Origin of the sequence: Paenibacillus sp. (genome assembly GCF_048976745.1) — a bacterium.
Taxonomy (GTDB): Bacteria; Bacillota; Bacilli; order Paenibacillales; family Paenibacillaceae; genus Paenibacillus.
On record NZ_JBHGUU010000011.1, the window covers coordinates 12,924 to 39,588 of the forward strand.

The window sequence follows — 26,665 nt, forward strand, 5'->3', positions numbered from 1 at the left end:
TTCGGTAGAAAGGCAGCAAAAGATACGTTTCAGCACGATACGCATAATCCTCTTCATCATACAGAATGCTTACAAAAATAACGCTTCCAGTACTCCCGTGATTTCCTGCTCAGGGCATGTCTGCGCATTCTTCCAATTCATTCTATATGCTTCAATCACTTATTAAATATAAGTTGAGGGTATGATTTTGTCAATCTTTGGACACATGTTCACAAATTGTTCACTTTATGTAAAAAACCGCTCTACAACTTGATTTGCAAACGATTTCAGTTAAAAGTATTACACTCTACATTTGAAAATTTTTGCCAAATTTCGGTGATAAAACTTGATTTATTGGCGATTTTTCTCACATTCAAAACATGCGCTATTATGCAAAAAAAAGATCCGATTTTATGGAATCCCTCTTCCATATCCATTCACAAGACACGCCTATCGCTCCATACCGCCACATTCAAGCTGAAAACAGCATGGAGCATTCCTGAGAACGTTCAACTCAAGTCCACATCTTCACCGACTGATTCTTCTCATGTGCCATTGGTCAGAACCAAGGGGCCATCCCCAGTAATCGCAACCGTATGCTCATACTGTACTCCCCAGCTGCCATCTACCGTCCTTACTGTCCATCCGTCTTCATCCCACACAACGGCCCCGGAACTGCCTTTCGTAAAGATGGGTTCAATGGTAATGACCATACCCTCGGTGAGCATTGTGCCCGTTCTGCGTTTACCATAAGGCAACACATTGGGCGGTTCATGAATATATTGTCCAATGCCATGACCAATGAGAGGTTTCACAATACCGTACCGATACAGTCTGGCTGTTCGTTCAATGGCACTTCCAATATCTCCGAGCGTATTCCCTGGAACTGCCTGGGCAATCGCCCGCTCAAGTGCCTTCTCCGTGCGCCTCATCAGCTTGCGAATGGATCTGCTTGGTTCACCTATGCCATATGTCCAGGCCGAGTCAGCAAGCCAGCCGTTTTTGTTTACCACCATATCGATGGTCACTACATCCCCGCTCGCCAGTTTCTCTTCACTCGGAAATCCGTGGCAGACCACTTCATTAACAGAGGCACATGTCGCGTACGGATATCCTTTGTACCCTTTTTGCTCCGGTGTGGCCCCATGTGCTGCCAGAAACTCTTCCACCCGCTCGTTGATCTCCACTGTCGTGATACCAGGTAACATCCACTGCTCAATATGCTGGTGACAACTTCGCAAAATTCGTCCAGCTTCCCGCATGTAGCCAATCTCTTCTTTGGTTTTCAAAATAGGGTCCACATGCATTCATCCTTCCCGCTGTAGGTGTACTCCCATATATATGCAGCAGGAACGCAAAAAAAACCGCCTGCCGGAGCTTATTGCCCGGGAGACGGTTCTATTCATTATCGGAACAGTATAATCAGAGTTGTGTGTTGTTTCAGGACACGGAAGAATCCATCTTGACAAGCTCATGCTCAACCACAGAAGTCAATTCTTCCTCGTATCCACCCGTAATCCGGTATTTTCTCACGTACTCCTTCACGAATTTTTTTGGATCTTTAGGACGGAAAATCCGAGTCATTTCCCTCAAACTTTCTTTGACCTCATTGTGACCTTTCGTTGCCATTGTAATTCCCTCCCAAAACGTTGAAAGTGAATGCTCCGTTTAGAGAATGCCGAATAAGTCTTAAATGCCATCCATGAAGTTGTGTGCGCGGCTTAAAGCAAGCTTTAGGTCGGGAACCTCGCTAGAAAGCAAGTACCTGACACTATAAATACCCGATATGATTCGGAATGAATCATAATCTTATTGTAGCATATTCGGAAGTATCTTACGACTTGACGATTTCCTCTAATAAATATAACGGTTTTCATGCCCAAAAAGTTTAAGTCCGAATCATATGTTATGAATGCCGCCATTCTATACGGAATTAATATATCCAGCATAACACTGAACTATTCGGGGGATATTATCACGGACAACCCATACAGTTAAATTAATGGTATCTAAAAGGAGGCGCCGTTTCATGGAACGCAAAGAACAGGATATGCTGCCCCTTTCTCATGAAAAGGTGGAAGTCGACGGAGTATATATCAACGAAGCCGGACGTGAGGAACATTTGCACCGCGGGCAACACTTCCCGGCAGATCCCGTTCTCGGCAAGTCAGAATGGAAGCTGACGGAGTATGCTTTTGATAATCACCACGATGGACGTACCGATGAACGATTGGTTCCCAAAGAAAACGATACTGATAAAATGGGCAAGATCACAAACCCACGCAGACAGATTGAGGGCGGAAGATAAATTTCGTTTGATTGTTAGTCAGATAAATTAACCGGTTCAGTTCTGTCCACCTCCTTCATAACCTAGTAAAAAAGGTTAAAGGAGGCTGGACCGGATGTCCCCCATGAAATCGTCTAGCGGTCTGGATGAAAATATTGCCGGTATGCTCTGTTACCTGTTTACCTTTGTAGGCGGGATTGTTTTTCTCGCTGTAGAGAAGCGGAGCCGGTTTGTTCTTTTTCACGCTCTTCAATCCGTAACCGTCTTTGGTATCATTATGGTCGGACATGTACTATCCGCTTTTCTTCCATTGTTTGGACCACTGATCGCATCGCTGTTATCTCTGCTCGGTGTGGTGGTCTGGCTCATCATGGTGGTCACCAGCTTGCAGGGAAAATGGATAAAGCTGCCTTGGGTTGGCGATTTTGCAGAGAAACAGATGCGTCATCTGTAACTTTAGGAAGATATGATCCAAAAGAAAAGACGATCCATCCCTTTTCAAACGGGTGTGGATCGTCTTTTTGTAATTATATTTTAGGCTTCAACAGTTCTTCGCTGTTTCACATGTAAAGGTGGCTTGTTCATGGGATTGAACGTTCACAACATAAATGATGTATGTCATAAACCATTCATGCTGTATATCACCATGTATTAACCTGCTTAAATTAAATGTTCATCTTGTTAAAGATGTATTATAAACAGTTAACATAACAATCGTGCTGGATGATAGGTCTAATCCGGTTATTAGGCCGACTTGCCCGTCTCTCCTAGAATGGCATCTGCCTGTTGTTCAGCCATCTTGGCAGCTGTTTCCCTGGTGCCCAGACCATTAAACAGCAGGTTCATGAAGATCGCCGTGAAGCTGCCTGCAATGATGCCGTTGCCGAGCATGATCTGAGCCCAGTCCGGTGCACCGGCGAACAACTCAGGTACGACGGTAACCCCCAGCCCCATACCAACAGAACAAGCAATGACAAAGAGATTCTCATGACGGTTCAGATCGACCTGACTACCGATAATTCGGATACCGGATGATACGACCATGCCAAACAAAGCCACCATGGCTCCGCCAAGAACCGCCCCTGGAACGAGCTGTGCGAGCGCTGCAATCTTCGGTACAAATCCGATGACTACCAGGATCCCACCAGCCACAACAATGACATCACGTGTTTTCACACGTGTCATTTGAACGAGCCCTACATTTTGCGAATACGTTGTATACGGGAACGAGTTAAAAATACCACCTAACACAATGGCCAATCCTTCCGCACGATAACCACGGGCCAAATCCTTGGAAGACAGATCTTTGTCCAGGATTTTGCCCAGAGCCATAAATACACCTGTAGACTCGGCCACGCTGACAATCGCCACCAGAATCATCGTCAGGATTGGGACAATCTCAAATGTCGGTCTGCCAAAATAAAACGGCTGAACAACATGGAACCAGCTTGCATCGCGAATAGGAGCAAAATTAACCTCGCCCATAAATCCGGCCGCCACAGTACCTACGAGCAAACCAATCAGTACCGAGATGGAACGGATGAATCCAGTTGTGAAACGAGTCATCAGGATGATAAAGAGCAGTACACCGAAACCAAGCAACAGGTTCGTTCCACTACCAAAGTCCGGTTGGCCCTGACCGCCACCCAGATCATGGAAAGCAACCGGGATCAGCGTCAGACCAATAATGGTCACAACAGAACCTGTCACGACAGGAGGGAAAAGCCTGATCAGCTTTCCAAAGAGACCCGAGAAGATCAATACAAACAATCCTGAAGCAATAATCGCCCCGTAAATGGCAGATACGCCACTGTTCATCCCGATGAGAATCATCGGAGACACGGCCTGGAATGCACAACCGAGCATAACAGGCAGCCCTACGCCGAAATATTTATTCCCCCATACCTGAAGCAGTGTAGCCACACCACAGGCGAGCAAGTCAATGGCAATGAGATAGGTTAATTGTTCCTGTGTGAAGCCTAATGCGTTACTCACGATCAGTGGAACGACAACGGCTCCTGCATACATGGCAAGCACATGCTGTAGTCCGAGTGAGAAGGTTTTAATTGGATGCCGATGCCGCTGAAAAATACGTTCGCGTGCCATATTAGTTCGTGCCCTCCTCGTCCGCAAATGTAACCTGTCCATCCGACAGTGCCCCAATGCGAACCAGCGATTCTACACGGTATCCTGCTTCTTTCAGCAAGCGACCTCCCGGCTGGAATGCTTTTTCAATCACGATACCGATCCCAACCACTTCAGCTCCAACCTGCTCCACAATGCGAGCCAGACCAAATGCTGCTTCACCGTTTGCCAGAAAATCATCAATGATCAATACACGATCCCCAGGCTTCATAAATTTCTTGGCAACCGTAATTTCATTGGTTTCCTGCTTCGTGAAGGAGTAGACCTTCTCCACCAGAATGTCTTCCGTCAGTGTGAGCGACTTCTGCTTCCGAGCAAAGATCAGCGGTACGTTCAACTCCAACGCGGTCATGATGCCTGGCGCAATCCCGGACGACTCAATCGTTAGCACACGTGTGATGTTCTCTCCTTCAAAGCGGCGAATGAATTCCTTGCCTACTTCCTTCATGAGAACCGGGTCCATCTGGTGGTTCAGGAATGAATCCACTTTGAGTACTTGCTCGGACAGGACAATGCCTTCCTGTCTTACCTTGTCTTTTAACAATTGCATTGCAATTCTTCCCCCTGAATGCCCTCTGCACAGAAACCCACATGCCTCTTCAATCTCATGGTAAAAAACAAAAAGCCCGCCTTTTCACACGCTGCGGAATAACCGGAGACGGGAAAGACGGACTTGTACGTATATGGACAAGCCGTATGGATGCTGCAAGTGTACTAGCAGGAGTTCACTCCTGGCACGTCAAACGCCAAAAAGTCTATCCAGAATCGGAAGTGAAGTTCCTGAACCTGCTTTTCAAGCAAACTGTCTGAGAATAATCTCATGCCAGCCCTACAAAATGTTGCAGCATCTTTCCCGTAGTCCGATCATTCCGGTGATCGGGTAGAGACATGCAGGCCTATTCCTGCACATATACGAGTAACGGCATATTAAATTTTTGGCTCCATGATTCGTTACAATGTATGATCGCGAACCTGAATGTAAAAGGTTAAACATAACTGACAATGTTAGAAGTATACCGAATCGGCGGCGTGAAATAAAGAAGTATTTTCATGGAAGTTGCGGAAACTTGTCTTAATTTGCAAACAGGGGGTGATTGGAATCACTTTTTTATGTACAATATGAGAACGGAAGCGCGGATCTGAACGGAGAATGGATGGAAACGCGGCCTACATTATGAATAAATGATCAAAGGAGATATGCAGACATGAAAGGCGTATTTAAAGAATTTAAGGAATTTGCCGTCCGCGGCAACGTCATCGATCTGGCAGTCGGTGTCATTATTGGAGCTGCTTTTGGTAAAATTGTCACATCCCTTGTGAATGATATCATCATGCCTCCGGTTGGAAAACTGCTGGGTGGAATCGACTTCAGTCAGAAAATCTTCAACCTGGATAGGGACATGAAAACAGCAAACGGACAGGAGATCACCACACTTGCGCAAGCCAACGAAGCTGGGGCTACCGTGATTGCTTATGGTCAGTTCATCAACGTCATGATTGATTTTCTTATCGTTGCGTTCTGTATCTTCATGCTTGTGAAAGGGATCAACTATCTCAAAAGCAAAGAACACAAAAAGCCCGAGCCGCAAAAAACGACCAAGGCTTGCAAGTATTGCCTATCTGAAATCCCAGCCGCGGCTACACGTTGCTCGCACTGCACTTCAGAACTGGAAGCAGAAGGAAGCGGCGTAACAGCGTAAATACAATTAGCGTTTAATCGTACATGGAATTGAATTCCTAGTAACCATACTGATGTGAATGCCGGGAACAACTTCCCGACTTGTTAGGGTTTATGTATGAAAAACGAAGCACAAAGGCTTGATTGATACGATATTTCGTAGCTTGAAGGTTCCACCGTAAAGGTGGGGCCTTTTTTCATGCCTAACATACATGTGTTACATGTGCCGCCCCATGAATTTCGTTCGTCCCCATGTTTATAAACTAGAAACGCCGTGGCAGCAAATGCTCCAGAATCGACTTCAGATCCTTATCTTCCTTGTAAACCTCTTCCCCGGTATCCAGTTCTGTCACGCGAATATATTCAAAGTTTGCCGAAGCATCCACTGGCTTGAACAACAATTGGGCCTCATCTTCCAAACGTACATTAAATCCCATATCCTTAAACATGCTGCTTAACTGACTGTTAGCCGGTTCCTGACCTTGCCCTACAAATATAAGTCCTCTAAGACTTTTACGTTCCTGAGGTTGCGGATAAATCACCTGAAAGTGTACAATGCATTCCATACGATCGTTCCCCTTTCGTTTAAAAACATACTTTGTGAAATTTTGAACTTTAAAAACTGCTATATAAGGAGATACGTTTCATGACCCCAGAACGTTTCGACATTTATGATGATCAGCAACATTGGATCGGTACAGCGCCGCGTAGCGAAGTCCATGCCAAAGGATATTGGCACCGTTCATTCCACTGCTGGATTGTGCGTGACGAAGGCAAGCAGCGACGGGTTCTTTTTCAGCGGCGGCGTGATATGAAGGATACCTTCCCCGGATGTTACGACATTACAGCAGCAGGTCACCTCACTGCAGGTGAACAACTGCAAGATGCCAATCGTGAGCTGGAGGAAGAATTGGGTGTACATGTACCTTTTGATGCACTAACCTATCTACTCACGGCCACACAGCAGCTCCAAGGAGAGGTACGTGGCATTCCATTCGTAGATCGGGAATTCAGTGCGGTCTATGGAGTATGTCTGAACCAGCCGCTCGAAGCCTATGTTCTGCAACCCAGCGAGGTGGATAGCCTTTATGAAGTGGCGCTGGATGATCTACTCGCTATGTTCCGTGGCGAGATCGACGTCATTCAAGCTACTGGAGTTCAGACACAACCGTTGATATCACCACCACATTCCATCGGTCATGAGGGCCCATTAAGCGATCAGGCAGCTTATGAACCTGAGCGTATCGTTCGCGAGATTCGGGCAACGGAATTTGTGCCCCATGGCACAGCTTATTATACAGACGTGCTCGAAGCTCTATATCACGTACCCAAAGAGTGATCATGTACAATCCTGTTCAACCCGATCCAGTTCAATCGAATGTTCATAGCTTCATTTTCTCAAAAATAGCATAACTTCATACCTTTACTATTGACCTGACTGGGAACAGATGCTGTGACGAACATCACTGTCATATCCCCGACCAGCACAAACAGGCGTCTGCCTCTGGGGCAGCGCCTGCTTTATGTACATACGTATTCGATTTACCAAGAAAGATGAAAGATACCTTTGTGCTGGCATGTTCACTCCATCACATGTCGAATAGTCGCCGATCTTTCTGGCTTTATTCACCCTCTTCTGAAGGAGAAGACCAGTAACGTGCTGAGAGTTCTTCGTACCGGTGCCCATAGCGGGACTCCAGTTCCTCACCCATATCCTGTTCCAGTTCATACAACACCAGCTCTTGAGCAAAATGATTCAGCAGCAGTCCGGTCATGACCGGATGCTCCGTCACCACTGCCTGTGTGGCACATGATTCACCACGCATCCCCAGCATGCACCAGCGCCGGTCTACCACCAGAGAGAATTTCCGACCGTTACCTGTGCCATACAAAGGCAATCCCGGCAAAGGAAGCGGCTGGTCAAGCATGCCTTCTCCGCCATCACACGACCATAACAGCCTTACACCGCGAGCCTCAGCCTGCTGTAAGTCATGACGCAGCAGCTCCGCCTCTTCACGCCAAACGTCTACGACAATCTCGTGCTGAGCCTCGGCCAATTCACGGCTCAGATTCTCAAACACATTTTTGTCACCCTCGATGTTATAGAAGACAGGCTTCTCCGGTTCGCTCTTGGGCATGCTGCTCTGGACATAATCCAGAGAGGTACGCATTTGATCGGAGATCATGCGTGTCATCTCCTCAGGCTTCAGTACACTGTACTTCGCGGGCTCCCCCGGACTACACCGCAAAAATCCACGCTGTTCCAGCCGCTGCAGGGTCGCATATACATTGGAACGGGACACGCCAAGACGTTTCGCAACCTCATATCCTGAGGCTGATCCCTGGCGGGCAAGTTCCACCATAATTTTAGATTCCATCTCGGTAAAACCGAGATGACGCAAATGATGCAGCAGTTGGTCCATATTCCCGTCCCCCCATGCTGTCAGCAACCCGCACTGCCTCACACTGATGCGGCAGAGCTTCTACTGCATCAGATCTGTTCGGCACCACAGCGCGGGCACCATTTCGAACCTTTGGGCAGCTCGGCTGCACAAATCTGACAATTCACCATTTCACGTGACACTTCGGTCTGTACGTCCACCGTGTTCACGATGGGGTTATTTTCTTTCCAGTAGCGGATGCGTTCGTCCAGTTCTTGCTGACGCTCACGTTCCCGTTGCATCTCTTCATCTCTGCGACGTTCCCACTCTGCATCGAATGCTTCCTTCTCTTCCTGCGTGAATTCCGTACTGTTATATTCCGATTCCGTCTCCAGATCGGCTATGGACGGAATGACCGTGTGATACGGCTCGTCTTCCTCCAGTTCCAATTCAGGTGGGGCATCGTAGAAGTCCGGCTCCGGATTTTGGGTTTGAGCTACAGCTGCTTCTTGTCTCGCGGCTGTGGTCGCTCCTGCAACTCCTGCAGCTCCTACTGTAGGTGCTGATTTCTTGAGTTCACCCAACTTGCGTCCGCATTTAGGGCAGAAGTTGGCATCCAGGGAAGCGACGTGTCCACACTCGCACAACCGTTCGTTCTTGAGCTGTGCAATCTTGTTGCGCAGACCATCAATCTCGTCCTGCAATTCGTCGCAGAGCTGCGACAGATCCACCATTTCTTTTTCCGCGCGCGTCATATCCTGTGCCCGATAACCCTCATAGAAGATGCGACCCATATCTGTAAAATGGACTTCCTGTTCCTGTTGCAAGCCCACAATCTGGTTGTTCAATTTCCCAATCTCAACGGCGTGCTGGGCACGCTCTGTTGCTTTGTTCGCTCCGTCTTTGATGCGTTGAAGCAGTTTCATGACCATTCCTCCTCTGTCCCGTCAAAACCAATATTATCATTTTGAATTTTAGTAAATTAGCATATTACATCCTTCATGCAAAATGCTCAGGCATATAACTTATACGATATCATGCCAAAAAGTTGCGTAATCTCGTGCAGGTGCCCGTTTTATACCGATACTGGATGAAATCGGGGGCTTTCGTCAAGACCATATGTTCGGGTATAATGAAGCTTTGACCATACTTAACCGCCTGATTAGGCAACTAACTCTATCATACCAATTTACAATGCGATTGTGAAAAGGGCAAATGGTTTACTTTTAGCCGGGATAGTCCTATCCCTGAATGCATACAGAGGTGGATGAAACATGTTAAGTCCGAACTCAACGTTCTACCCCCGTCCGCTTGGGGTTACCCCGGCGGCGTCCCTGCCCCAGTCCCCGTCTGCTCCCCTGGAGACCAGCCGGCAACTCGTGGGCAATGATCAACAGGATGCCTTTTATTTTCGCTCTCTTGAAGAGTCCGGCATCAAGCTGAATGCACCACAAATCTCGGCAGTCCGTCACGGCAGAGGACCTATTCTGACGCTCGCCGGAGCCGGTTGCGGCAAAACCACTGTACTGGCTGCAAGAGCCGGCTACCTCATAGAGGTCAGTGGCGTACATGCTGGCAGTATCCTGCTGGTGACGTTCACCAACAAAGCCGCCACCGAGATGAAAGACCGCATCGCCGCATTGCCAGGCATACGCCCGGCAGCTGCAAGAGCTGTGCAGGCTCGTACCTTTCACTCTTTTGCCCTGACATTGCTGCGTCATTACGGTGTACAGGAAGAGATCTTTGGCGAGTCACGAGCACAACATACGGTGCTGAAGATGCTTTTGCGCCAAAATGGCATGAGTGAAGCCTTCCAACCCGAAAGTCTGCTGGCGATGCTGTCTGCATGGAAGATGCAAGGATCGGAAACAACCGACTTGCCTGAAAAATCGCAGGAAGAACGCGATGCCAAACGTGTTCTGCTTGGTTACGAAGCCTGGAAGCAGGAGCGGGGCAAAATGGACTTTGACGATATTTTGCTGCGTGCAGCCGCTCTGCTTCGTGATCCTGCTGTCCTGGGTCCACTTCAGAAGCGTTTTCAGTACATTATGGTGGATGAGTTCCAGGATACGAATCATCTGCAATATGAAATTGTGCAAAAACTGGCTTCCGCTCACCGCAACCTGATGGTTGTGGGAGACGATGACCAGACGATCTATACCTTTAATGGCGCACGCCAGGAATCGATTTTGGAATTCGATAAAGTATACCCCGGTGCACGTATCGTGACGCTGGATATCAATTATCGCAGTGATGCACGCATTCTCGGACTCGGAAGCGAACTGGTCGCCCGTAATAAACGCAGACGTGACAAACGGCTGCGTGCCGCCGGAAACCGCGGAGATGCGCCCCGTTTCGCCACACCATCCAATGCGGAGGAAGAAGCGGCATGGGTCGTGAATCAACTCTGCCAACAGGTTGAAGAAGGGCAGCACACCTATCGTGATATAGCGATTCTTCACCGAACAGCCAGCAGCAGCCGAGCTGTATTTGAGCAGCTTGTGTTGAAAGACGTGCCTTTTGTACAGCATGGTGCTTCCCCGGTGTTCTATGACCAGTCTCTCATCAGACCCCTGATGGATCATCTGCGTCTGTCCCTTGATCCAAGATCCATGGATGCTCTTCCCAGTGCGCTGGGACCACTCTACGTTTCACGGGATGCTGGCCTGGAATGGATACAGCGCTGCGAACAACAACAAGCCAAGAAATATCCGCTTATCCATCTGGTGAAATGGGACAAGCTGAAACCTTTCCAGCAGGAGCAGGTCAAAGAACGCATCAAGCTGATCAAATCACTGCACAAACTAAAGCCCATCATCGCCATTCAGGAGATGCGCAGGCAGTTCTACGACAAGTATATGGAAAGTGGTGACCCCAGCATCTTCACCCATTATAAGGAAACGATGCTGGAAACGCTGGATGAATTCGAAGCTGCCGTCAAAAAATTCGAAACGGTGGAAGAGTTCATTCAATTCGCGGATGAGCTGTCCCGCAGACACCGTGAGATGGAATCTTTGCGTCGTGCGCAGGACAGTGATGCCGTACAACTGATGACGATCCACCGGGCCAAAGGATTGGAGTTCCCTTGTGTGTACTGGATTGGAGCCAGTGAAGGCATTGTGCCCCACAGTACCGCGTTGCGCCAGGATATCCCTGAGGATCAGAAAGCTGCGCTTGCTGTGCAGCAGACCGATGCGGAGCTGGATATGGCGCTGGAGGAAGAACGTCGGCTGGCCTACGTTGCCATCACACGGGCCAAGCAGTATTTGTATGTCACCTCACCCGCATCTCATCATGGAAAGCCAGCGGATGTGTCCCGTTTCCTGCTTGAAGCCTTCGGCATGGAAGTTCCGGACAAACGCAAACCGCGTGAGGAGAGCCGGACGACTAGCCCATCTTCATATGGCAAAGGAAATGCACCGTATGCCCGCTCAGGCTCAGGTACCCGTTCCGAAGGTCGGGATATGGCACAACGCCGTGCCATTAGCCACAGTGACCGTCGTGACTTCGAGGTTCACAACGAACGTGACGAGGATCGCCTCGGTGAACGGCGGGGCAGTGGTGAGATTCGCAACCATAAGGCGTTCAGTACCACAGGTATAAGTCCGACAGCTGCGAGTTCCTCCCGTTCACAGTCCCACAGTTCAGGTTCAGGCAATGTGGAGCGTACGGAGACCGTTGCGATCTGGAAATGCAGTTCGTCCACCTGCAAAGCGTGGTTAAGACAGAAACCGGCTGTGCCTTCTACAAAAACAAACAAGAAGGCTTCATCCGGTCCACCCGCCTGCCCTCTATGTTCAGGATCGATGGAGGCCGGTACCCGCCAGGTTCCCGTAACGGGGAGATTTGGGAAATAAAATAACACGAGCATAGTCGCTCGTTTCATGGCGCTTTTTGCTGTTTATTAACAGTAGAAGCGTCTTTTTTCCATTTCAGAATGGGGGGTTGGATTATGCAGGACGACAAACAACATCTGTATGTATCGGTAACTCATAACCTGATTGAACGAACCAAGAACGAATCTACACCCTTTGAGGTGTTGGTGGATGATGAACAGTTGGGCCGATTAAAAGATCTGATGAAGGTGCTGGAGGATGACGATGCCTATACCTTGCAACGAGCTCCGGTACCCTACAAATCAGCAGATCATGATGAGGCTACAGAGCAATTTTCGGATGGCATGACCTTGCTCTATACCTTTCTCTATGACCACGGCACGCCTGATTCCCGGCAGGCCATTGAGAGCATGAACGTACTTCCGAGGCTGCAGGATACGGATTACGATGACCCAGGATATGAGAATTCACCACTGAATAAATGACAGGACAGGATGCCAAAAAGCATGCGTAGCCGCAGATCACGCGGAAGACGCATGCTTTTTAATATGATGAAGGACAACTGCCGTGTAAACCGGACTCAATCCAGCCTGATCTCCTGGCCTTTCTCAGCGGATTCGTAGATTCCGCACAGCATGCGTGTGGAAGCCACCCCATCCGCAATTGGACTGATCGGCTCTGTACCGTTCAGGCAACAATCCACGAAGTGGTCGATCTGGTTCTGAAATGCGCTATGAATATGGAGACCCGTATTGTCCGTCTGGGGTTCAATATTCAGGATGGTATTATTTTTCTCCGTGACGATGATTGTCTCCGGCTCCAATTCGAACCCACCACGCTCACCGTATAATTTCACTGAAGATTCATCTCCGCGTGCATGCAGGGTAAAGCTCACATCCACCGCCAATGAAGCCCCATTTTCAAACCGAATGAGCGCATTCGCCATATCTTCCACATCATTCACAGCTGCGCTGTAGTCGGCTGCTTTGTAAAAAGAGAGATGTTCGATATGGGCACGATTGCCCAGCTTCCGATACGTATTACCACTGACCGAAACAGGTTTCGGCCTACCCATCAGATACCAACATTGGTCGATAATATGTACGCCCAGGTCAATCAGAGGACCTCCGCCGGAACGGCTTTTGTCAGCGAACCAACCGCCTGGATTGCCGTGACGCCGCAGAATGGAAGCTTTCGCATAATACAGTTCACCAAATTCCCCGGCATCAATGAATCTGCGCATCATCTGCATATTGTTATCATAACGACGCACAAATCCAACGATAAAGGTACGTCCGCTCTTCTTCACCGCTTCTTCAATCCGCAGCGCATCTTCCACATTGGTTGCCACCGGTTTCTCCAGTAACACATGTTTGCCTGCCTCCAGTGCAGCAATGGCGAATTCCGCGTGTGTATTGTTCCAGGTACAGATACTGACAGCATCCACATGCGGGTCCTCCAGCATCTCCCGATAATCGGTGTACACGGATTGGGCATCATACTTCTGCGCCGCAGCCTTAGCCCGCTCTTCGTTCAGATCACAGATGGCATAGATGACGGCATCCTCGTTTTTGGCATAACACCTCATATGAAGATCCGATATGGATCCTGTACCGATCATTCCGATGTGTAACATTTGTTTTGTGCTCATCATCGTCCTCCCTTCCTTTTCCACAACTTCCAGAACATCATTATCGTCTAGTCTGCCCGCAGCATGCCTTCGTAAATACCCGGCGTTGAATTTTCAATCTTCACTGCACCCAATGTTCGGGCATAGAAATCCACAGGTCCCGCTGATCCGATAATGGCATAACCATACCCATCCGCCTTCATCGCATGCATACAGGCCAGTAACAGGGCTGTACCTACCCCTTTGCCCCGTGCATCCTGGCTCACGCCAGTCGGCCCGAAGAAGTTGCGATATGTCGCTTCGTAACAGGCAAAACCAATCATTTTCCCATGTTCAACCGCAATGTAACAGGACACGGGCTGACGTGCAAAAGCGACCTCACATTCATCCACCCAAGCCTGGCTAAAATGTGACCTCACCCAATCCAGTACAAGCTGCTTCTCTGGTGCAATGGCTCTTCGAATCACAATGGAAGATTCCTCCAATGATCGCAGTCCACTCTCTTGTTCCGGCAAACGATAGAGCGCTACCAACATATCACTCATCTAATCCGTTCCTCCTCGTACTTGAATGTGAAATAGGGAAAGACTTGGCCGCTTACCTGAAATTAACCCGATCCTGCTGCCGATAACCTGCAATACAAGCGATATTTCAAAACTAAACTAACATACCGTTTACATTCATTACATACCAACTGCAACACTGAGACGATTTGTCCCGTCTATTAACTTGAAGCGGCCCTAAGGAAGATTTTACCGCGACAGTCCAAAGATTAGAAGGGATGAATATTGATGAATAACAACATGAAAAAAGTAAGTGCTCTTATGGCCCTATCCATGGCACTCGGCGGTGGAGCCGCTTATGCAGCAACACTGGACAACACACAACCAGGCCATCAAACATCCGTTTCAGCAGATAGTAAGGCAGCTGATGCAATAAACGTATCCGTGAATGGTGCATCCATCTCCGATGGTTATTGGAACAAGGATGGCAAAGTAGCCATGATCCCGCTGCGTGATCTTACCGAAGCACTGGGTATTGAACTGAAATGGAATAAAGAAAATAAAACTGCAGAGCTGACACGAGGTGTACTGTGGACACAGGTAATCACAGGCAAGGATCAGTATTCCGTCAATAAAATGCTGCTCACGCTGGGTACAGCACCCGAAATCACAGGCGGCACATTGTATGTACCGGCTTCTTTTGCCGAAAAGGTACTTCATGGACAAGTGAACACAACAGGAAATCAGGTGACGATCTCCAGTGAAGAGGACGTGAAGACGGTTACTGAACGTGGTGTAATTACCAGCATCTCGAACCAGGACAAATATAAGTCCATTCAGATTGGCGGTGCAGGTACGGATGGTATCGTCCTCAATCTGAGCGATGAGACAAAATTCATCTCCGTTGAGGGAAAAGAGATTGCATTGACTGATCTGGCCATCGGCATGAACGTGGAAGCTGAGCATTCCCTGATCACCACCCGCAGTCTGCCACCACAAACACCGACTTATAAAGTCACTGTACTGGATGCAGCTACAGCATCTGAGGCACAACCTGAAGAGGTACTGGGTACAGCGGGTACAATTGAAAATGTAACAACAGCTGAAGGCAGTATCTCACAGATTGAGATCACAGGTACACGATTAACTGAGACGGCTCCTGACCATGTCGTGCTGAATATTGCTAAAGACACACTGCTCGTGAACCACGAAGGCGAGACGGTGAAAGCTGAAGAACTGACTAAAGGAACTAAAGTCATTGGGTTCTACAGCCCCATGCTGACACGCAGCCTGCCTCCGATCGGAACGGCTTGGAAAGTGGTTGTTGAAGCACCAGCAGCACAACTGGAAGCGAAATAAATCGACCAGATGCGACTTGCCGAGCTGAGGCACATGTTCTATGTTGCAGACCGCGTGCATCTCTTGGCATGGCTTGGTTTGGTGACATGAGTATGGAATATCATAATGACCAGCCATCCGCATGTATGTCCTGGCGCGCGTTGTCATGAGTGTGGCGCATAACGAGCTCAGCCGTGCGGCCAGGTGACGAAGTCAAATTCAAAAAAGACCTTATCCGCTTGTCTTCTGACAAGCATGGATAAGGTTTTTTGGTTTTTTTAGAGTGTGTCTTTACACACTTGCTTCAAACCGAAGCGCACCTGAATTTGTCCGGGGCAGGCACGTACATCGTGCGCTACATACGACATACACTGCATACGACTTGCGTTGCATACGGAATGTAAGAGCAAGCAGAAGTAGCGCTTACGAATCTGAAGCGTCTTATTCTAACGTTTGAAGCGCTTGGTCCTGTGTTCCTTAGAAAGTCTTCTAGTTATCTGTCAGGATCAGACGGCTTGGACTTCGTCTTCAACAATCGCTTCCACTTCGATCTCAACCATCAACAAGGGATCAATGAGTGCGCTAACTTCAACCATCGTGGCTACAGGCTGAATCTGTCCAAAATATTCACCGTGGGCCTTGCCAACTTCCTCCCATCTGGATATATCGGTCACAAACATTCGGGTTCTCACGACATGCGACATGTCAGCCCCCAAGTCTTTCAGTGCATTCTCGATCGTCTGCAAAATAAACTTCGTCTGTGCATACGGATCACCTGCACCCACAACTACACCATCTTGCATCGCAGTTGTACCCGCCACTTCGATTCGGTTCCCTACACGGATGGCACGGCAATATCCCACGAGTGGTTCCCATGGGGAACCGGTAAATACCTGCTGTCTACCCATTCTCTCGTCCCTCGCTTTGGTTATATTTATCTCATCTGATTAAACCTGAATTATATCAGTCCACCTCATCTCGGACAATAGAATAGATTTTAATTCTACCTTAGTGCAGCTCCCGGCACGCGGTGCCCTGCTTTATGACAAGGTGGTCAGCCAACATCATTTTTTGAACAGAAAAAATCCCCTAAATGACTGCTCAAGAGCGGTCTATTCGGGGATTTCAGAAAAATTAGCGTTTTTTATTTAAAGATAAATCATCCGCATTACAACTTGATATTAGCTTCATCGAAGTATTCTTCCAGGGTTAATCCACTTTTCGCCACATCCGGTGCCAAATCGGTACCGATGTACCGGATATGCCAAGGCTCATAGACGTAACCTGTTATATCTTCTTCACCTTGCAGATAACGGATGACGTATCCATATTCTGCAGCGTGTTCAGCCAACCACTGGCCTTCCTTCGATGTGCCAAACACCTCTTCCAGCACATTGCCCACACTTGGACTGGATACATCAATAGCAAGACCGGTCTGATGTTCGCTTCTGCCCGGAACAGAGCTTACACGATCCGTGTATTCCTGACCTTTGGTTTTGACATTATTGTTGTAGATGGACACCTGACGCTGATATGAACGATAGCCTGACACCGCACGAAGCTCAATGCCGTCCGCCTTGGCACCTGCAAACAACTTCTCCAGTGCCTCGGCCGCTTCCTTGCGCATATGTCGCTTCTCGTGAGGTTCGTCGAAGGAGAAAGGTACATTCGGTTCAACCAGATCGTCCGGCTCATACCCTTCAGGCAGACTGCGTTGTTTGTTCACAATGACGGTCATGGATTGGGCATTGGTCACTACGGATTCTGCATCAATCGTTGTTTGCAGTGCGCTGATACTGCGTTTCTCCATCAGAGGATCTTCCGCTGTCGCCCCGTTACCATTGTCTGAAGAACCCTGTTCGCCAGCCGAAGCATTCCCAGACTCGCTATCCGTACCTTCACCGCTGTTGCCCGAAGATGATGTGTCATCCCCGCCAGCATTGTCACCGTCTGTCCCCTTGTCCTCCGTAAAATGAACCGTTGTGCCGTCCGACTCCTGTTGTGTGTTACCTGTTCCACTCGGATTCTGGCTCTCCTCTGTGCCTGAACCGTTCTGGCACGCGGCAAGCAATGCTCCGCATATCATCAATGAGGACAGCATAACCACGATGCGGCGCTGTCTTCCTGTATGTGATTTCATGTAAAAACTCCTATCGCAATAATATAAATGTTGTCTAGTTGTCTGCGTGTAATGTTCCCTGCGACAGTATACCTTAATTGGGAGCGAAGCTCCACCGGTAAAGACGTCCTTTAGAAGAGATCCGAATGAACATATCCGGGCTGTACAGCCTGTATGAACGTTTTTTGGACTTTTAGAGCAACACCCCCGTGCTGTACACAACAGAAATAAAAAGGGCATATGTCCTATCCAAAAAGTGATTATACCGAGATGTACTTTACTAACTTATGAGCATTTTCAATAAAGACAAAGAGCGTCTTGTACCCGGAAATGATATGAATTGAATTGAATAATTCAAAATGCTGCAATACAAACAAGCAGAGGTGATCTGAGATCTCCCCCGCTCTGATTGTATCATTTGGTTGCCGGGCTGTCCGTCTTTTTCCGGACAGCCTGCCACATCCGCGCGGCTACACGCTCGCGGATCAAATCCAGCCCTGCGGTGGCCGGCAAGCCTTGCAGCAACGCCGTCAGCTCCGGCAAGGCCGGCGGCTTGCCCGGCTGCGTAAGGCGCACTTCAACGGCGCCAAAGCCCGGCCCTGGCTGGTGCATGGCGCCGTCCGCGGCTGCCTCGGCGATCCACTCGCCGACGGCCGCGCCGCCTTCGCCGCCCCGCACTTGCGGGCGGCCAGCCGTTTCCGCTGCGCGGCCAGGGCCGCTGGGATCATGGGCGAGTTCCTCCGCCCATGCCCCCAGCACGCCGGCGAGCAGCGCTTCGCGCGGCAGGCCGGCGTGCGCCAGCTGCAGCAGTGGCTCGGCCGCGAGGCGCGCAGCTACGGCGCGCTCAGCGGCCGCGGCATGCGCGCAGCCAGTGCGGCCGCAGGTGCACGCCACGGCCACGCTGGCCGTTGCTGCGCCTGGCAAGCCATCGGGCGCTTGCGCAGCCGGTAGCAGCCCGGCAAGCTCCTCAGGCGCCGGGCCGCCGCGCAGCAAGGCGTACAGCGTCAGCGGGCGCTTGCGCAGCTGAGTCAGCACAGCCTCGCGCTCGGCTTCGCTCAGCCGCGCCGGCGTTCCCGTGACCGTGAACACGCCTGCGGCTGATCGGGTCTTGCCCACAGCAGCGGAAGTGGAAGCAACATGGGCTTCATCCGCTGCTGTATTTACTTCTGCTGTCCATCCACTGGGGGACATATGCAGCTCGATCTTCCATTTTTCGCTCACAACAATCCCCCTTTCTCAACATCTATATTCCCCTGAATGTTCAAGGTCACAGCCACGTCTCACCCTGAAGAGAAATCAAGCCACGCAGCTCATCATCCGACATCTCGGTCAGCCAATTCTCGCCTGAACCAACAACCTGCTCGGAGAGTGCCTTCTTGCTCTCAATCAACTCATCAATCCGTTCCTCCAGTGTTCCCTGACAGATCAACTTATGCACTTGCACGTTCCGATTCTGTCCGATTCGGAATACACGGTCCGTCGCCTGATTCTCAACCGCAGGATTCCACCACCGGTCATAGTGAATGACATGACTCGCCCGTGTCAGATTCAGTCCTACACCTCCGGCACGAAGAGATAGAACAAACATGGACGGACCCTCTCCTTTTTGGAAAGTCTCCACCATATCATCCCTTTGCGCCTTCGACACACCTCCATGCAGGAAATAAGGTTCTTCCTCATATCGCTGTTTCAACCTCGACACCAGCAGATCTCCCATAGCAACATACTGCGTGAAAATCAGGGCCGATTCCCCGTTATCACGGATGGCGTCAAGCAGTTCAAGCAATCGTTCCATCTTACCGGATGCCTCAGCCTTGCCATGGTCTTTCCGATTGCTGTCCGCCAGCACCGGATGATCACAGATCTGCTTGAGCTTGGTCAGGGAGGACAGAACAATCCCCTTCCGGGCAATGCCATTTCTGCCGTCCAGACCACCCATCAGATCATCCACCACACGCTGGTACAACACCGTCTGCTCCGGCGTCAGAGAACAATAGGATTTCAGTTCAAGCTTCTCTGGCAGATCCTTGCGAATATCGGGATCACTTTTCAGCCTGCGCAGCATGAATGGAGATACCAATCGATGAAGCTCACGCAAGGCTGCTGCATTTTCTTCGGATGGCCCCAGTCCCGTATACCGCTGGCGGAACGATGAAGCTGTGCCCAGATACCCCGGATTGAGAAACTGGAAAATCGACCAGAGTTCGCTCAATCGGTTCTCTACAGGTGTTCCCGTCATCGCAATACGATGAAGTGTAGACAGGCGCATCACGCTTTGCGCTTGCTTGGTACGGTAGTTCTTAATATATTGTGCCTCATCCAGCACAATGGTGGACCAGTGCAATGAAGCCAGATCCGGACCATCTCTGCCTGCCAGATGATAGGTCGTCAGTACAATGTCATGCGTCTGCGCTTCTGCCTGAAAATCATTGCCGTGCAACCGTTGTCCGCCATGATGAATGTACAGCGACAGATCCGGGGCAAACCGCTTCAGCTCACGCTGCCAGTTTCCAAGCAGCGAGGTAGGACACACAATAAGTGCAGGCAGATGAACAGGCTGCTCATTCGTGTGCTGATCCGCCGGGAAAGAATCATCTGATCCATCCAGCATCTCATTCTCACGCGCTTCCTCTTCAGCCGCCTGGCGTTCCTCGTGTTTGCGGTCCAGCAGACAGGTAATTACCTGAATGGTCTTCCCAAGTCCCATATCGTCCGCAAGACATACGCCAAAGCCCAGCTCACGCATCGCGGATAACCATTGGTAACCTCTTTCCTGATAAGGTCTTAGTTCACCATGCAATTCTGCCGGAACCTGACGAGGCTCAATGCTGCGAAGCACCTGTCCATCGAGCAGGAAAGCAAGCATCCCATCGGATTCGGCACCGAAGACGGAAAGGCCCTTCCATGCGGAATCCTCCCCTTCATCCGCTGCCAGATGCAGCCATTCGGAGAGAGGCATATATTGTTCTTCTTCTTTTTTCATATAACGCAGGACTTGGCGAATCTCTTTTGTATCCACTTCAATCCATTCACCGCGGAACATGACATAGGGAACTGTGGATTCAGCCAGTGCTGCCAGTTCCTCCGCCGTTACGGGTTTACCGTCCAGCATGGGCTCTGCTTTGAAAGCAACCAATTGTTCCATACCAAGTGCCGATGTAGCTCCAGGCAACCGTTCTGTTCCCCGATTCAACATCTGCAGACGGAGTCCCGCACGACGTTTCCCGGCTCGACTCCACCTTGAAGGCATGAGAACGGTTATCCCAGCCTTCTGCAAACGTGGAACCGCATGCGTGAGAAATTCAAAGAAACCCTGCTGCTCCAGCTTAATTCCCTCTGGACGAGCGGTGAGCAGCGCCGTCTCCAATTCAGGTGCCAGTTCTGCTGCTTGCCCAAGCGCCATCAATAACTGCTCTGCCGCCGAGGTATATAACACTTTCCCTCGGTCCAAATCTCGCTCCGGATGTGCCCAGATGGTCCGCGCAGGCAACCTCAGGCTTGGTTCCTGCTCACTGTCCACCCAAAAGCTGATTCCCCAGATCGTTTCATGCTCGCCCAGCGGTGGCTCCAAGCGGAGCACCAGTTTCAATTGACCTTCGGCAGGCGCCATTTCTTCCGCTCCCACGATTGGCATTGTCGTTCCACCGGCTTCTTGCAATGTATGAATAAACGCTGTCATGTCGTCTGTCGGTCCTTGCACCGTTACGGGACGAAACATCGAGATCAGACTGTTCCACCAGAGTTCGGCTACTGGCGAAGATCCGCGTCGATATGGCGTACGGTAACGGGACAGTTCACTGTCCATACCCTCCAACTCACTTGTCACTACAGCATGAATCATCCCACTCATGAATGAAAATAAAACCGCAGCTCCTGCTTCTTCACGCGTTTCCGGTTCCAATGAAGCATAAGCTCCAGGCGCAGAAAGTCCAATCGGAGGCATCGCTTCAGCAAGATCGCGGAAGCGTTCAATGTCCTCCTCCTGTTCCAAACGTGGCCGCCATACTCCCGTCAATGTCTCTTGCCCGGTCCGTCGCCGTGCTCCGGTCTTTGCTGCGAATTCAGCTGATGGAGCAATTGCTCCCCGCAACAGCAGCTCCTGTGTGAACTGCGCCGCTTTGATCCAGTAACGCATCTCTTCTCCAACCTGAATTCCGGCTGCATTGAACAAACGGTCATCCCATTGCAGCAGCAACCTGAAAGCATCCTTAGGCAAGACTGCCAATCCTTCCAATGTGCGTCCCAGCAGTTGACGCCGCTTCGTGTTCTTGGCTTCAGCCGTGTTCCTCAGCGGATTCGGCCAGCGCAGCTCCGCAAGACGCAGAGCGGCAGGCTGAAACAGACGACCCCCGTCGCCAAAATTCAACCTTCTTACCACGTGGCTCCATGCATCCACACGTGGTTCCGATGTTTCACCGGAAAAACAAAAAAATACGTCACCAAGCCATACTCCATACAGCGATTGCATCATTAAAGTCTCCCGTCATCCCTTCGCATTGTTACTCTCCATCATATACGAAAATGACCGGATTTAAAAACCTTTGCCCACAAAAAGTGGTTATTTCGTTGTTTAGAAAGACAAAAAAATGTCCCTTCTCCCGAAAAGCGGATGAGGAACATTTGGGTCAACCGAAGGATTGTACTGAATATTAAAAAAATTACGGATCGTTATATTACTATGATCTGATCAAGCTGCCCAGCAATACATCCAGGTTCAAAATGCCTGCACGGTGATCTGCACAGAACCCGATTTTGTCAAAAACGCCAAGCATAAAACGGCGGTGTTCCTCAGCAGGTTCCTCGAAACGATCGTAACTTACGACAGAATCAACCATATCGACGATCAGAGGTACAAATCCTCCTTTGTAAGGCACCACAATAATACGTGTAGAAGAGGTATCCTCCTGGTCCGGCATGCCCAACAATACACGAAGACTCACCACCGAAACCACCTTACCGTACAATGAAGCAAAACCTCTGATCTCCGGACTTCCAAACGGAACCGTAGTCACCTGCACCATTCTGATGATCTCATGAACTTCATCAATTCGTAGTGCAAAAATCTGGTCTCCTACCGAAAAATTAATATATTGCATTCCCTCATCCATAGTTATCCCCATACCCTCTCATTCCGTATAATCAGACTACTTTCGTCTCATTAGATGTTACTTTGGTGTATCGGTTATTTTTGGTCAAATGTTTAGGCTTCAGATCAATTTTGCCAACTTCAACAAGATTCGTTTCCTTGTTTTAATATTGAGCGTAAGTAACCTGACATTCGATTGATGATTTTATATTCAAAAAAAGACCAAACATCGGCATAGAGCTGATCTTTGGTCTTTTTTATCCCCAAATATTATGGATCTGTTTCTATGTTTTCAAATACTTGGAACAAAACAACGATATTCCTGTGGATAACTTGTTTTATCACTACAAAACCACTGATTTATTGAATGAAAACATGAGTTATATCTGATTTGTGGATAAGTTGTGCACATATTGCACACATGCTGTGGATATGTTTGGCGTTTCATGTGGATATTCATTATTTTAATGTGGACATGTTGTGTATTTGTTTGTAAATCTGACGTAAAATCTGAATTTCCACTCGACTTATCCATCACTGTGGACACGTTGTGGACATGCCCGCTTCCCTTCAATGCAGATACGCAGTTATTCAGTTATTCCACCAATTCACCCTGACGCATGATCAGCCTGTCGTCGATATATACGTCAGGCTTTTGCACAACTGCATCGATATGAACACCCGCGGCAATCGTTCCACCGAATGTGTTATTGCTGCCAAAGGCTACATGAATTGTGCCATACACTTTCTCATCTTCCAGCACTACACCCGTGATTCGTGCCTTGTTATTGGTACCAATACCGAATTCGCCGAGAAAGCGACCATCGCCCTCACCAAGCGTTGCGAGTAATTGAGCCCCATCTGGTCCTTCGACTGACACCAACCGTCCTTCCTTGACAGTTAATACCATCGGTTCACGAAGTGCCCCAATTCCAGCAACCGAACCATCTACAACAATACTGCCCTCGCCCTTGCCCTCAACGGGAGCAATATAAGCTTCTCCTGACGGCAAGTTGCCCGATTCACCAGGGTTCAAATACATGCCTGTGCTTGGTACGCCGTCACGATTCTCTATAGAAAAGGAAAGACTATGGCCCTGCTTCTCTATTCGCACATGGCGACCTGCGGTTAATAGAGCCGTTACCTTCTCCGTTAATGCCTTTACTTGCGAATATTCAGCAGTAATGGCTCCATTCATAAACATATCCTCTGTCATGCCGGGCATCGTTGCCACTCGGGTCCCTGATGCTGCGGCTTGTTTGCGTGCCTGGGTATGAGTTAATGAAAACTTTGTTACACACACGGCTACATCTGCCCGAATCATGGCCTCTGCAATCGGCGCAGGTGGCTCTTCTCCGGATCTGCTGCGTTCCTCCATAATTAACAGGACCGACTCTGCACCGAGTGCCTTTCCTGCCTCATAGATGGATTGGGCCAAATCCCGTTTCATATCATCTGCGACAACCACCAGATTCTCTCCGCTGCGCAGTCCGAGACATTCGGTTAGCACATTTTTACTGATTTCCACACGTTGTTTGCTCATACATTCATCTCTCCTGTCTAGGTTTCGGCTCTTCACAACTCGACTTGACCCTTTCGACAATTGACCCGGGATTCCTGCATGTCCAAATCTGAACTCACTTCAAGGTATCGGACCATTTGGCGAGAATTGAAGCCGTTTCCTTGTATTGAAACGTTGGAAAGTAATGTCCATAGGGTACATCTATCCGTTGGACCTGTGAGTTCATATCCCGGGGATAGTAATATTCCCGATCTTCCTTGCCCCAAACGACTAAAGTATTCTTGGCGTGGTCATCAGCCCACTCTTTCATCCAGGAAAATGAACGGACGCTTCCCTGCTTGCCAGAGTGGATCCACCGCAACAAATCCGCATTCGCTCCCGCAATTCGAGGGGATTGGAGACTGGAGCGTATTCTTTTGGCAATCGTATGGGTCGTAAAACTGCTGTCGCCCGCACCACTATATGCACTGAACATTTGATTCCAATTCGTCTCCGATCGGAAACGAAGCAAAGATCGCATCACACCTCTTGGCAAACGGGAAAACCATTTTAGCACATTCGGATTCGAATTGTTGGCAACTGGCTGAAGCAAAACTAACCGAATGTCTGTCCGCCCACTACGTATCAGTGCCGTAGCTGCAATAGCAGCCCCAATCGAATGACCCACCAGCTTCGCGGGGCCTTCAAACTCACCAAGCGTCTTGAGTAATGCATCCACCTGACCTTCGAATGCCTCATCTCCCTGATGTACAGGGGACCGTCCGAATCCTGCAAGATCCATTAACCATACCGGGTTCCCTGTCCGTTCCCTAAGTTGTTGTCCCAAAGGTAACATCTCATCCGCAGATTGAAGCAAACCATGCACGATAATCCACGGCTCTCCTTCACCCTCCCAACCAAGCATAGCCATATTCCCGCTCCGTGACCGGATATAATCTGCCGGAACCTCCTCTGGTAACGGCGTATACCGGAGACGATAGTCCAGATCGGCTGTGACTAGAGGTAGCTGTTCCCGGATGTCCGGCCAGGATTGCCCCATACGCGTGAACAGCGCCTCCGTCTCTTCGACCGGGAATGACCTGTCGGTAATAAAAGCAATCGACTCCGCGGGAACACCAGTGAGTCGTGTGCCTCCTGATTTCATAGCCCATTGAATCCAGGGCAGGGGCACAGCCCCTTTGGGTTTGGGTACATCCAAATCATGTGCCAGAAGATGCAGCAGTTCCTTTATATTCGGGCTGTCTTCCTTCCGCGCCAACAGCGGATAGGTTCCTCCGGCTGGATCTGCTTCCCTGGATAGAAAAACAAGTGTCTGTGCAACAACATCATTCTCAACAAGGGGTAACCAGTAGGATGCCCCTCCCGGCACTACGGGCATAAGCCGTTTTTGCATCGCCTGAATGAGCAGCCCAATCCCACCCGTTTGCTCCGTTTCCCCGGTGGGACGCGGCCCAACCACGGTACTCGGATTCACAACGGATAAGGGATAGTTATGCTGTTCTGCATGTTCGCGAATTAGCAGATCGGCATGAAACTTCATCTCTTCATACGCGCTTTCATTGTTATCCACATGCTCAACCTGTAGATAATTCCCCTGTTCATTCCGCTCTCCATAAGGGCTCATATATCCAACAACGTGGATAAAGTGTCTCAGTCCTCGGGTATGGTGGATTTCTTGTGCAATTTGAGCCACTTCTCTGGCCCCGTTCATGAATATCTGCTTGGCTACCTTTCGTTCCAAGGTAACGTCCATCGTTCCCCCGGCATGAATGATCACATCTGCTTCAATAACACGTTCCCGATCTGCCGCGGTAAGTCCAAGACCTGAAATGGACAAATCACCTGTAATAAAGGTAATTTGGTCGAAATTTTTCACGCCATAAGCCTTCAGCACCGTTCTGGCACGCTGTTCCGAACGAACCAATAAGAGCAATTGAGCGTCTCCCTGCGTGAGCTGTTTGACCGTTTCTTTGCCGATAAAACCGGTGCTGCCTGTCATGAAAATGACGGTTGGCTCCATATCAGACTTGCCCATCACCTGATTTAGGTTTGTTGAATTGGATGCTGTGTTTTCTTCATTGGATACTTGGATCTTATGTACGTTCATTCCGTTATCGCCCCTTCTAGTACTATATAGTACTAATCATATTCAAAAAAAGAG

The 26,665-nt window shown here is 49.4% G+C and carries 23 protein-coding genes and 1 riboswitch; of the genes, 7 read left to right on the forward strand and 16 right to left on the reverse strand.

Features of this window, described 5'->3' with window-relative positions; translation table 11 throughout:
• Positions 1-524: 524 nt before the first annotated feature.
• Together map and ACE3K2_RS17910 are read right to left on the reverse strand one after the other, a co-directional pair.
• Positions 525-1,286, reverse strand: a complete 762-nt coding sequence (gene map / locus ACE3K2_RS17905) for a type I methionyl aminopeptidase (RefSeq protein WP_421893038.1) — start codon at positions 1,284-1,286, stop codon at positions 525-527.
• A 133-nt stretch (positions 1,287-1,419) separates the two neighbouring features.
• Positions 1,420-1,608 (reverse strand): hypothetical protein, encoded by a 189-nt coding sequence (locus ACE3K2_RS17910; protein WP_017690840.1) that lies wholly within the window; start codon positions 1,606-1,608, stop codon positions 1,420-1,422.
• A 400-nt stretch (positions 1,609-2,008) separates the two neighbouring features.
• Here ACE3K2_RS17910 and ACE3K2_RS17915 point away from each other — a divergent pair, with 400 nt between their 5' ends.
• Both ACE3K2_RS17915 and ACE3K2_RS17920 read left to right on the forward strand, forming a co-directional pair.
• On the forward strand, positions 2,009-2,287 hold the full coding sequence (locus tag ACE3K2_RS17915; protein ID WP_150364055.1) for a transposase: 279 nt from the start codon (positions 2,009-2,011) through the stop codon (positions 2,285-2,287).
• Positions 2,288-2,381: 94 nt separating this feature from the next.
• Positions 2,382-2,720 (forward strand): DUF4870 domain-containing protein, encoded by a 339-nt coding sequence (locus ACE3K2_RS17920; protein ID WP_421893043.1) that lies wholly within the window; start codon positions 2,382-2,384, stop codon positions 2,718-2,720.
• A 290-nt stretch (positions 2,721-3,010) separates the two neighbouring features.
• Here ACE3K2_RS17920 and ACE3K2_RS17925 read toward each other — a convergent pair whose 3' ends face one another.
• Entirely contained in the window at positions 3,011-4,372 is a 1,362-nt protein-coding gene (locus ACE3K2_RS17925) for a nucleobase:cation symporter-2 family protein (RefSeq protein WP_421893046.1), read from the reverse strand.
• Between the two features lies 1 nt (position 4,373).
• A complete protein-coding gene (locus tag ACE3K2_RS17930; RefSeq protein WP_036613196.1) occupies positions 4,374-4,961 on the reverse strand; it encodes a xanthine phosphoribosyltransferase in 588 nt (195 codons plus the stop codon).
• A 286-nt stretch (positions 4,962-5,247) separates the two neighbouring features.
• A riboswitch (purine riboswitch) is annotated at positions 5,248-5,347 on the reverse strand.
• Between the two features lie 269 nt (positions 5,348-5,616).
• Between ACE3K2_RS17930 and mscL the strand changes: the two genes are divergently transcribed.
• Positions 5,617-6,111 (forward strand): large conductance mechanosensitive channel protein MscL, encoded by a 495-nt coding sequence (gene mscL / locus ACE3K2_RS17935; protein WP_421893050.1) that lies wholly within the window; start codon positions 5,617-5,619, stop codon positions 6,109-6,111.
• 241 nt (positions 6,112-6,352) lie between these two features.
• Here the strand turns inward: mscL and ACE3K2_RS17940 are convergent, their stop codons facing one another.
• Positions 6,353-6,655 (reverse strand): hypothetical protein, encoded by a 303-nt coding sequence (locus tag ACE3K2_RS17940; RefSeq protein WP_017690846.1) that lies wholly within the window; start codon positions 6,653-6,655, stop codon positions 6,353-6,355.
• 80 nt (positions 6,656-6,735) lie between these two features.
• On the opposite strand from ACE3K2_RS17940, the gene ACE3K2_RS17945 reads away from it, so the two are divergent.
• Positions 6,736-7,428, forward strand: a complete 693-nt coding sequence (locus tag ACE3K2_RS17945) for an NUDIX hydrolase (protein ID WP_421893054.1) — start codon at positions 6,736-6,738, stop codon at positions 7,426-7,428.
• A 283-nt stretch (positions 7,429-7,711) separates the two neighbouring features.
• On the opposite strand, the gene ACE3K2_RS17950 is transcribed toward ACE3K2_RS17945, so the two are convergent.
• Positions 7,712-8,512, reverse strand: coding sequence for a TrmB family transcriptional regulator (locus ACE3K2_RS17950; RefSeq protein ID WP_421893058.1), 801 nt, complete (start codon positions 8,510-8,512; stop codon positions 7,712-7,714).
• A gap of 68 nt (positions 8,513-8,580) precedes the next feature.
• Positions 8,581-9,396, reverse strand: coding sequence for a zinc ribbon domain-containing protein (locus ACE3K2_RS17955; RefSeq protein ID WP_421893060.1), 816 nt, complete (start codon positions 9,394-9,396; stop codon positions 8,581-8,583).
• Between the two features lie 348 nt (positions 9,397-9,744).
• Here ACE3K2_RS17955 and ACE3K2_RS17960 point away from each other — a divergent pair, with 348 nt between their 5' ends.
• Complete coding sequence (locus ACE3K2_RS17960; RefSeq protein WP_421893063.1) at positions 9,745-12,327, forward strand: UvrD-helicase domain-containing protein; 2,583 nt, start codon at positions 9,745-9,747, stop codon at positions 12,325-12,327.
• A gap of 95 nt (positions 12,328-12,422) precedes the next feature.
• A complete protein-coding gene (locus tag ACE3K2_RS17965) occupies positions 12,423-12,791 on the forward strand; it encodes a hypothetical protein (protein WP_421893066.1) in 369 nt (122 codons plus the stop codon).
• A 95-nt stretch (positions 12,792-12,886) separates the two neighbouring features.
• On the opposite strand, the gene ACE3K2_RS17970 is transcribed toward ACE3K2_RS17965, so the two are convergent.
• Positions 12,887-13,957: a Gfo/Idh/MocA family protein gene (locus tag ACE3K2_RS17970; protein WP_421893664.1), complete on the reverse strand. Its 1,071-nt coding sequence runs from the start codon at positions 13,955-13,957 to the stop codon at positions 12,887-12,889.
• Between the two features lie 47 nt (positions 13,958-14,004).
• The gene (locus ACE3K2_RS17975; RefSeq protein ID WP_421893069.1) at positions 14,005-14,481 is read right to left on the reverse strand and encodes a GNAT family N-acetyltransferase; all 477 of its coding nucleotides are present in this window, start codon (positions 14,479-14,481) and stop codon (positions 14,005-14,007) included.
• A gap of 246 nt (positions 14,482-14,727) precedes the next feature.
• On the opposite strand from ACE3K2_RS17975, the gene ACE3K2_RS17980 reads away from it, so the two are divergent.
• Positions 14,728-15,798: a copper amine oxidase N-terminal domain-containing protein gene (locus ACE3K2_RS17980; protein ID WP_421893072.1), complete on the forward strand. Its 1,071-nt coding sequence runs from the start codon at positions 14,728-14,730 to the stop codon at positions 15,796-15,798.
• 485 nt (positions 15,799-16,283) lie between these two features.
• Here ACE3K2_RS17980 and ACE3K2_RS17985 read toward each other — a convergent pair whose 3' ends face one another.
• The 7 genes from ACE3K2_RS17985 to ACE3K2_RS18015 all read right to left on the reverse strand — a co-directional run bounded on the left by ACE3K2_RS17985 (position 16,284) and on the right by ACE3K2_RS18015 (position 26,611).
• Positions 16,284-16,685, reverse strand: a complete 402-nt coding sequence (locus tag ACE3K2_RS17985; RefSeq protein WP_421893075.1) for a RidA family protein — start codon at positions 16,683-16,685, stop codon at positions 16,284-16,286.
• 260 nt (positions 16,686-16,945) lie between these two features.
• Positions 16,946-17,917: a D-alanyl-D-alanine carboxypeptidase family protein gene (locus ACE3K2_RS17990; protein WP_421893078.1), complete on the reverse strand. Its 972-nt coding sequence runs from the start codon at positions 17,915-17,917 to the stop codon at positions 16,946-16,948.
• Between the two features lie 393 nt (positions 17,918-18,310).
• Positions 18,311-19,117, reverse strand: coding sequence for a hypothetical protein (locus ACE3K2_RS17995; RefSeq protein ID WP_421893081.1), 807 nt, complete (start codon positions 19,115-19,117; stop codon positions 18,311-18,313).
• Positions 19,118-19,163: 46 nt separating this feature from the next.
• Positions 19,164-22,367: a DEAD/DEAH box helicase gene (locus ACE3K2_RS18000; RefSeq protein WP_421893084.1), complete on the reverse strand. Its 3,204-nt coding sequence runs from the start codon at positions 22,365-22,367 to the stop codon at positions 19,164-19,166.
• Positions 22,368-22,572: 205 nt separating this feature from the next.
• A complete protein-coding gene (locus ACE3K2_RS18005; protein WP_249913036.1) occupies positions 22,573-22,992 on the reverse strand; it encodes a chemotaxis protein CheW in 420 nt (139 codons plus the stop codon).
• A gap of 585 nt (positions 22,993-23,577) precedes the next feature.
• Entirely contained in the window at positions 23,578-24,525 is a 948-nt protein-coding gene (locus ACE3K2_RS18010) for an aminopeptidase (RefSeq protein ID WP_421893087.1), read from the reverse strand.
• Positions 24,526-24,619: 94 nt separating this feature from the next.
• Positions 24,620-26,611 (reverse strand): alpha/beta fold hydrolase, encoded by a 1,992-nt coding sequence (locus ACE3K2_RS18015; RefSeq protein ID WP_421893089.1) that lies wholly within the window; start codon positions 26,609-26,611, stop codon positions 24,620-24,622.
• Between the last annotated feature and the right edge of the window lie 54 nt (positions 26,612-26,665).

Bases quoted from the DNA above. Each gene is read 5' to 3' on its own strand.
- ACE3K2_RS17910 (WP_017690840.1), bottom strand. From the start codon at position 1,608: ATGGCAACGAAAGGTCACAATGAGGTCAAAGAAAGTTTGAGGGAAATG.
- ACE3K2_RS17915 (WP_150364055.1), top strand. From the start codon at position 2,009: ATGGAACGCAAAGAACAGGATATGCTGCCCCTTTCTCATGAAAAGGTG.
- ACE3K2_RS17960 (WP_421893063.1), top strand. From the start codon at position 9,745: ATGTTAAGTCCGAACTCAACGTTCTACCCCCGTCCGCTTGGGGTTACC.
- ACE3K2_RS18010 (WP_421893087.1), bottom strand. From the start codon at position 24,525: ATGAGCAAACAACGTGTGGAAATCAGTAAAAATGTGCTAACCGAATGT.
- ACE3K2_RS17990 (WP_421893078.1), bottom strand. From the start codon at position 17,917: ATGAAATCACATACAGGAAGACAGCGCCGCATCGTGGTTATGCTGTCC.
- ACE3K2_RS17980 (WP_421893072.1), top strand. From the start codon at position 14,728: ATGAATAACAACATGAAAAAAGTAAGTGCTCTTATGGCCCTATCCATG.
- ACE3K2_RS17970 (WP_421893664.1), bottom strand. From the start codon at position 13,957: ATGAGCACAAAACAAATGTTACACATCGGAATGATCGGTACAGGATCC.
- ACE3K2_RS17940 (WP_017690846.1), bottom strand. From the start codon at position 6,655: ATGGAATGCATTGTACACTTTCAGGTGATTTATCCGCAACCTCAGGAA.
- ACE3K2_RS17920 (WP_421893043.1), top strand. From the start codon at position 2,382: ATGTCCCCCATGAAATCGTCTAGCGGTCTGGATGAAAATATTGCCGGT.
- ACE3K2_RS17950 (WP_421893058.1), bottom strand. From the start codon at position 8,512: ATGGACCAACTGCTGCATCATTTGCGTCATCTCGGTTTTACCGAGATG.
- ACE3K2_RS17930 (WP_036613196.1), bottom strand. From the start codon at position 4,961: ATGCAATTGTTAAAAGACAAGGTAAGACAGGAAGGCATTGTCCTGTCC.
- ACE3K2_RS17965 (WP_421893066.1), top strand. From the start codon at position 12,423: ATGCAGGACGACAAACAACATCTGTATGTATCGGTAACTCATAACCTG.
- ACE3K2_RS17975 (WP_421893069.1), bottom strand. From the start codon at position 14,481: ATGAGTGATATGTTGGTAGCGCTCTATCGTTTGCCGGAACAAGAGAGT.
- ACE3K2_RS17985 (WP_421893075.1), bottom strand. From the start codon at position 16,685: ATGGGTAGACAGCAGGTATTTACCGGTTCCCCATGGGAACCACTCGTG.
- map (WP_421893038.1), bottom strand. From the start codon at position 1,286: ATGCATGTGGACCCTATTTTGAAAACCAAAGAAGAGATTGGCTACATG.
- ACE3K2_RS17945 (WP_421893054.1), top strand. From the start codon at position 6,736: ATGACCCCAGAACGTTTCGACATTTATGATGATCAGCAACATTGGATC.
- ACE3K2_RS17955 (WP_421893060.1), bottom strand. From the start codon at position 9,396: ATGAAACTGCTTCAACGCATCAAAGACGGAGCGAACAAAGCAACAGAG.
- ACE3K2_RS17925 (WP_421893046.1), bottom strand. From the start codon at position 4,372: ATGGCACGCGAACGTATTTTTCAGCGGCATCGGCATCCAATTAAAACC.
- mscL (WP_421893050.1), top strand. From the start codon at position 5,617: ATGAAAGGCGTATTTAAAGAATTTAAGGAATTTGCCGTCCGCGGCAAC.
- ACE3K2_RS18000 (WP_421893084.1), bottom strand. From the start codon at position 22,367: ATGATGCAATCGCTGTATGGAGTATGGCTTGGTGACGTATTTTTTTGT.
- ACE3K2_RS18015 (WP_421893089.1), bottom strand. From the start codon at position 26,611: ATGAACGTACATAAGATCCAAGTATCCAATGAAGAAAACACAGCATCC.
- ACE3K2_RS18005 (WP_249913036.1), bottom strand. From the start codon at position 22,992: ATGCAATATATTAATTTTTCGGTAGGAGACCAGATTTTTGCACTACGA.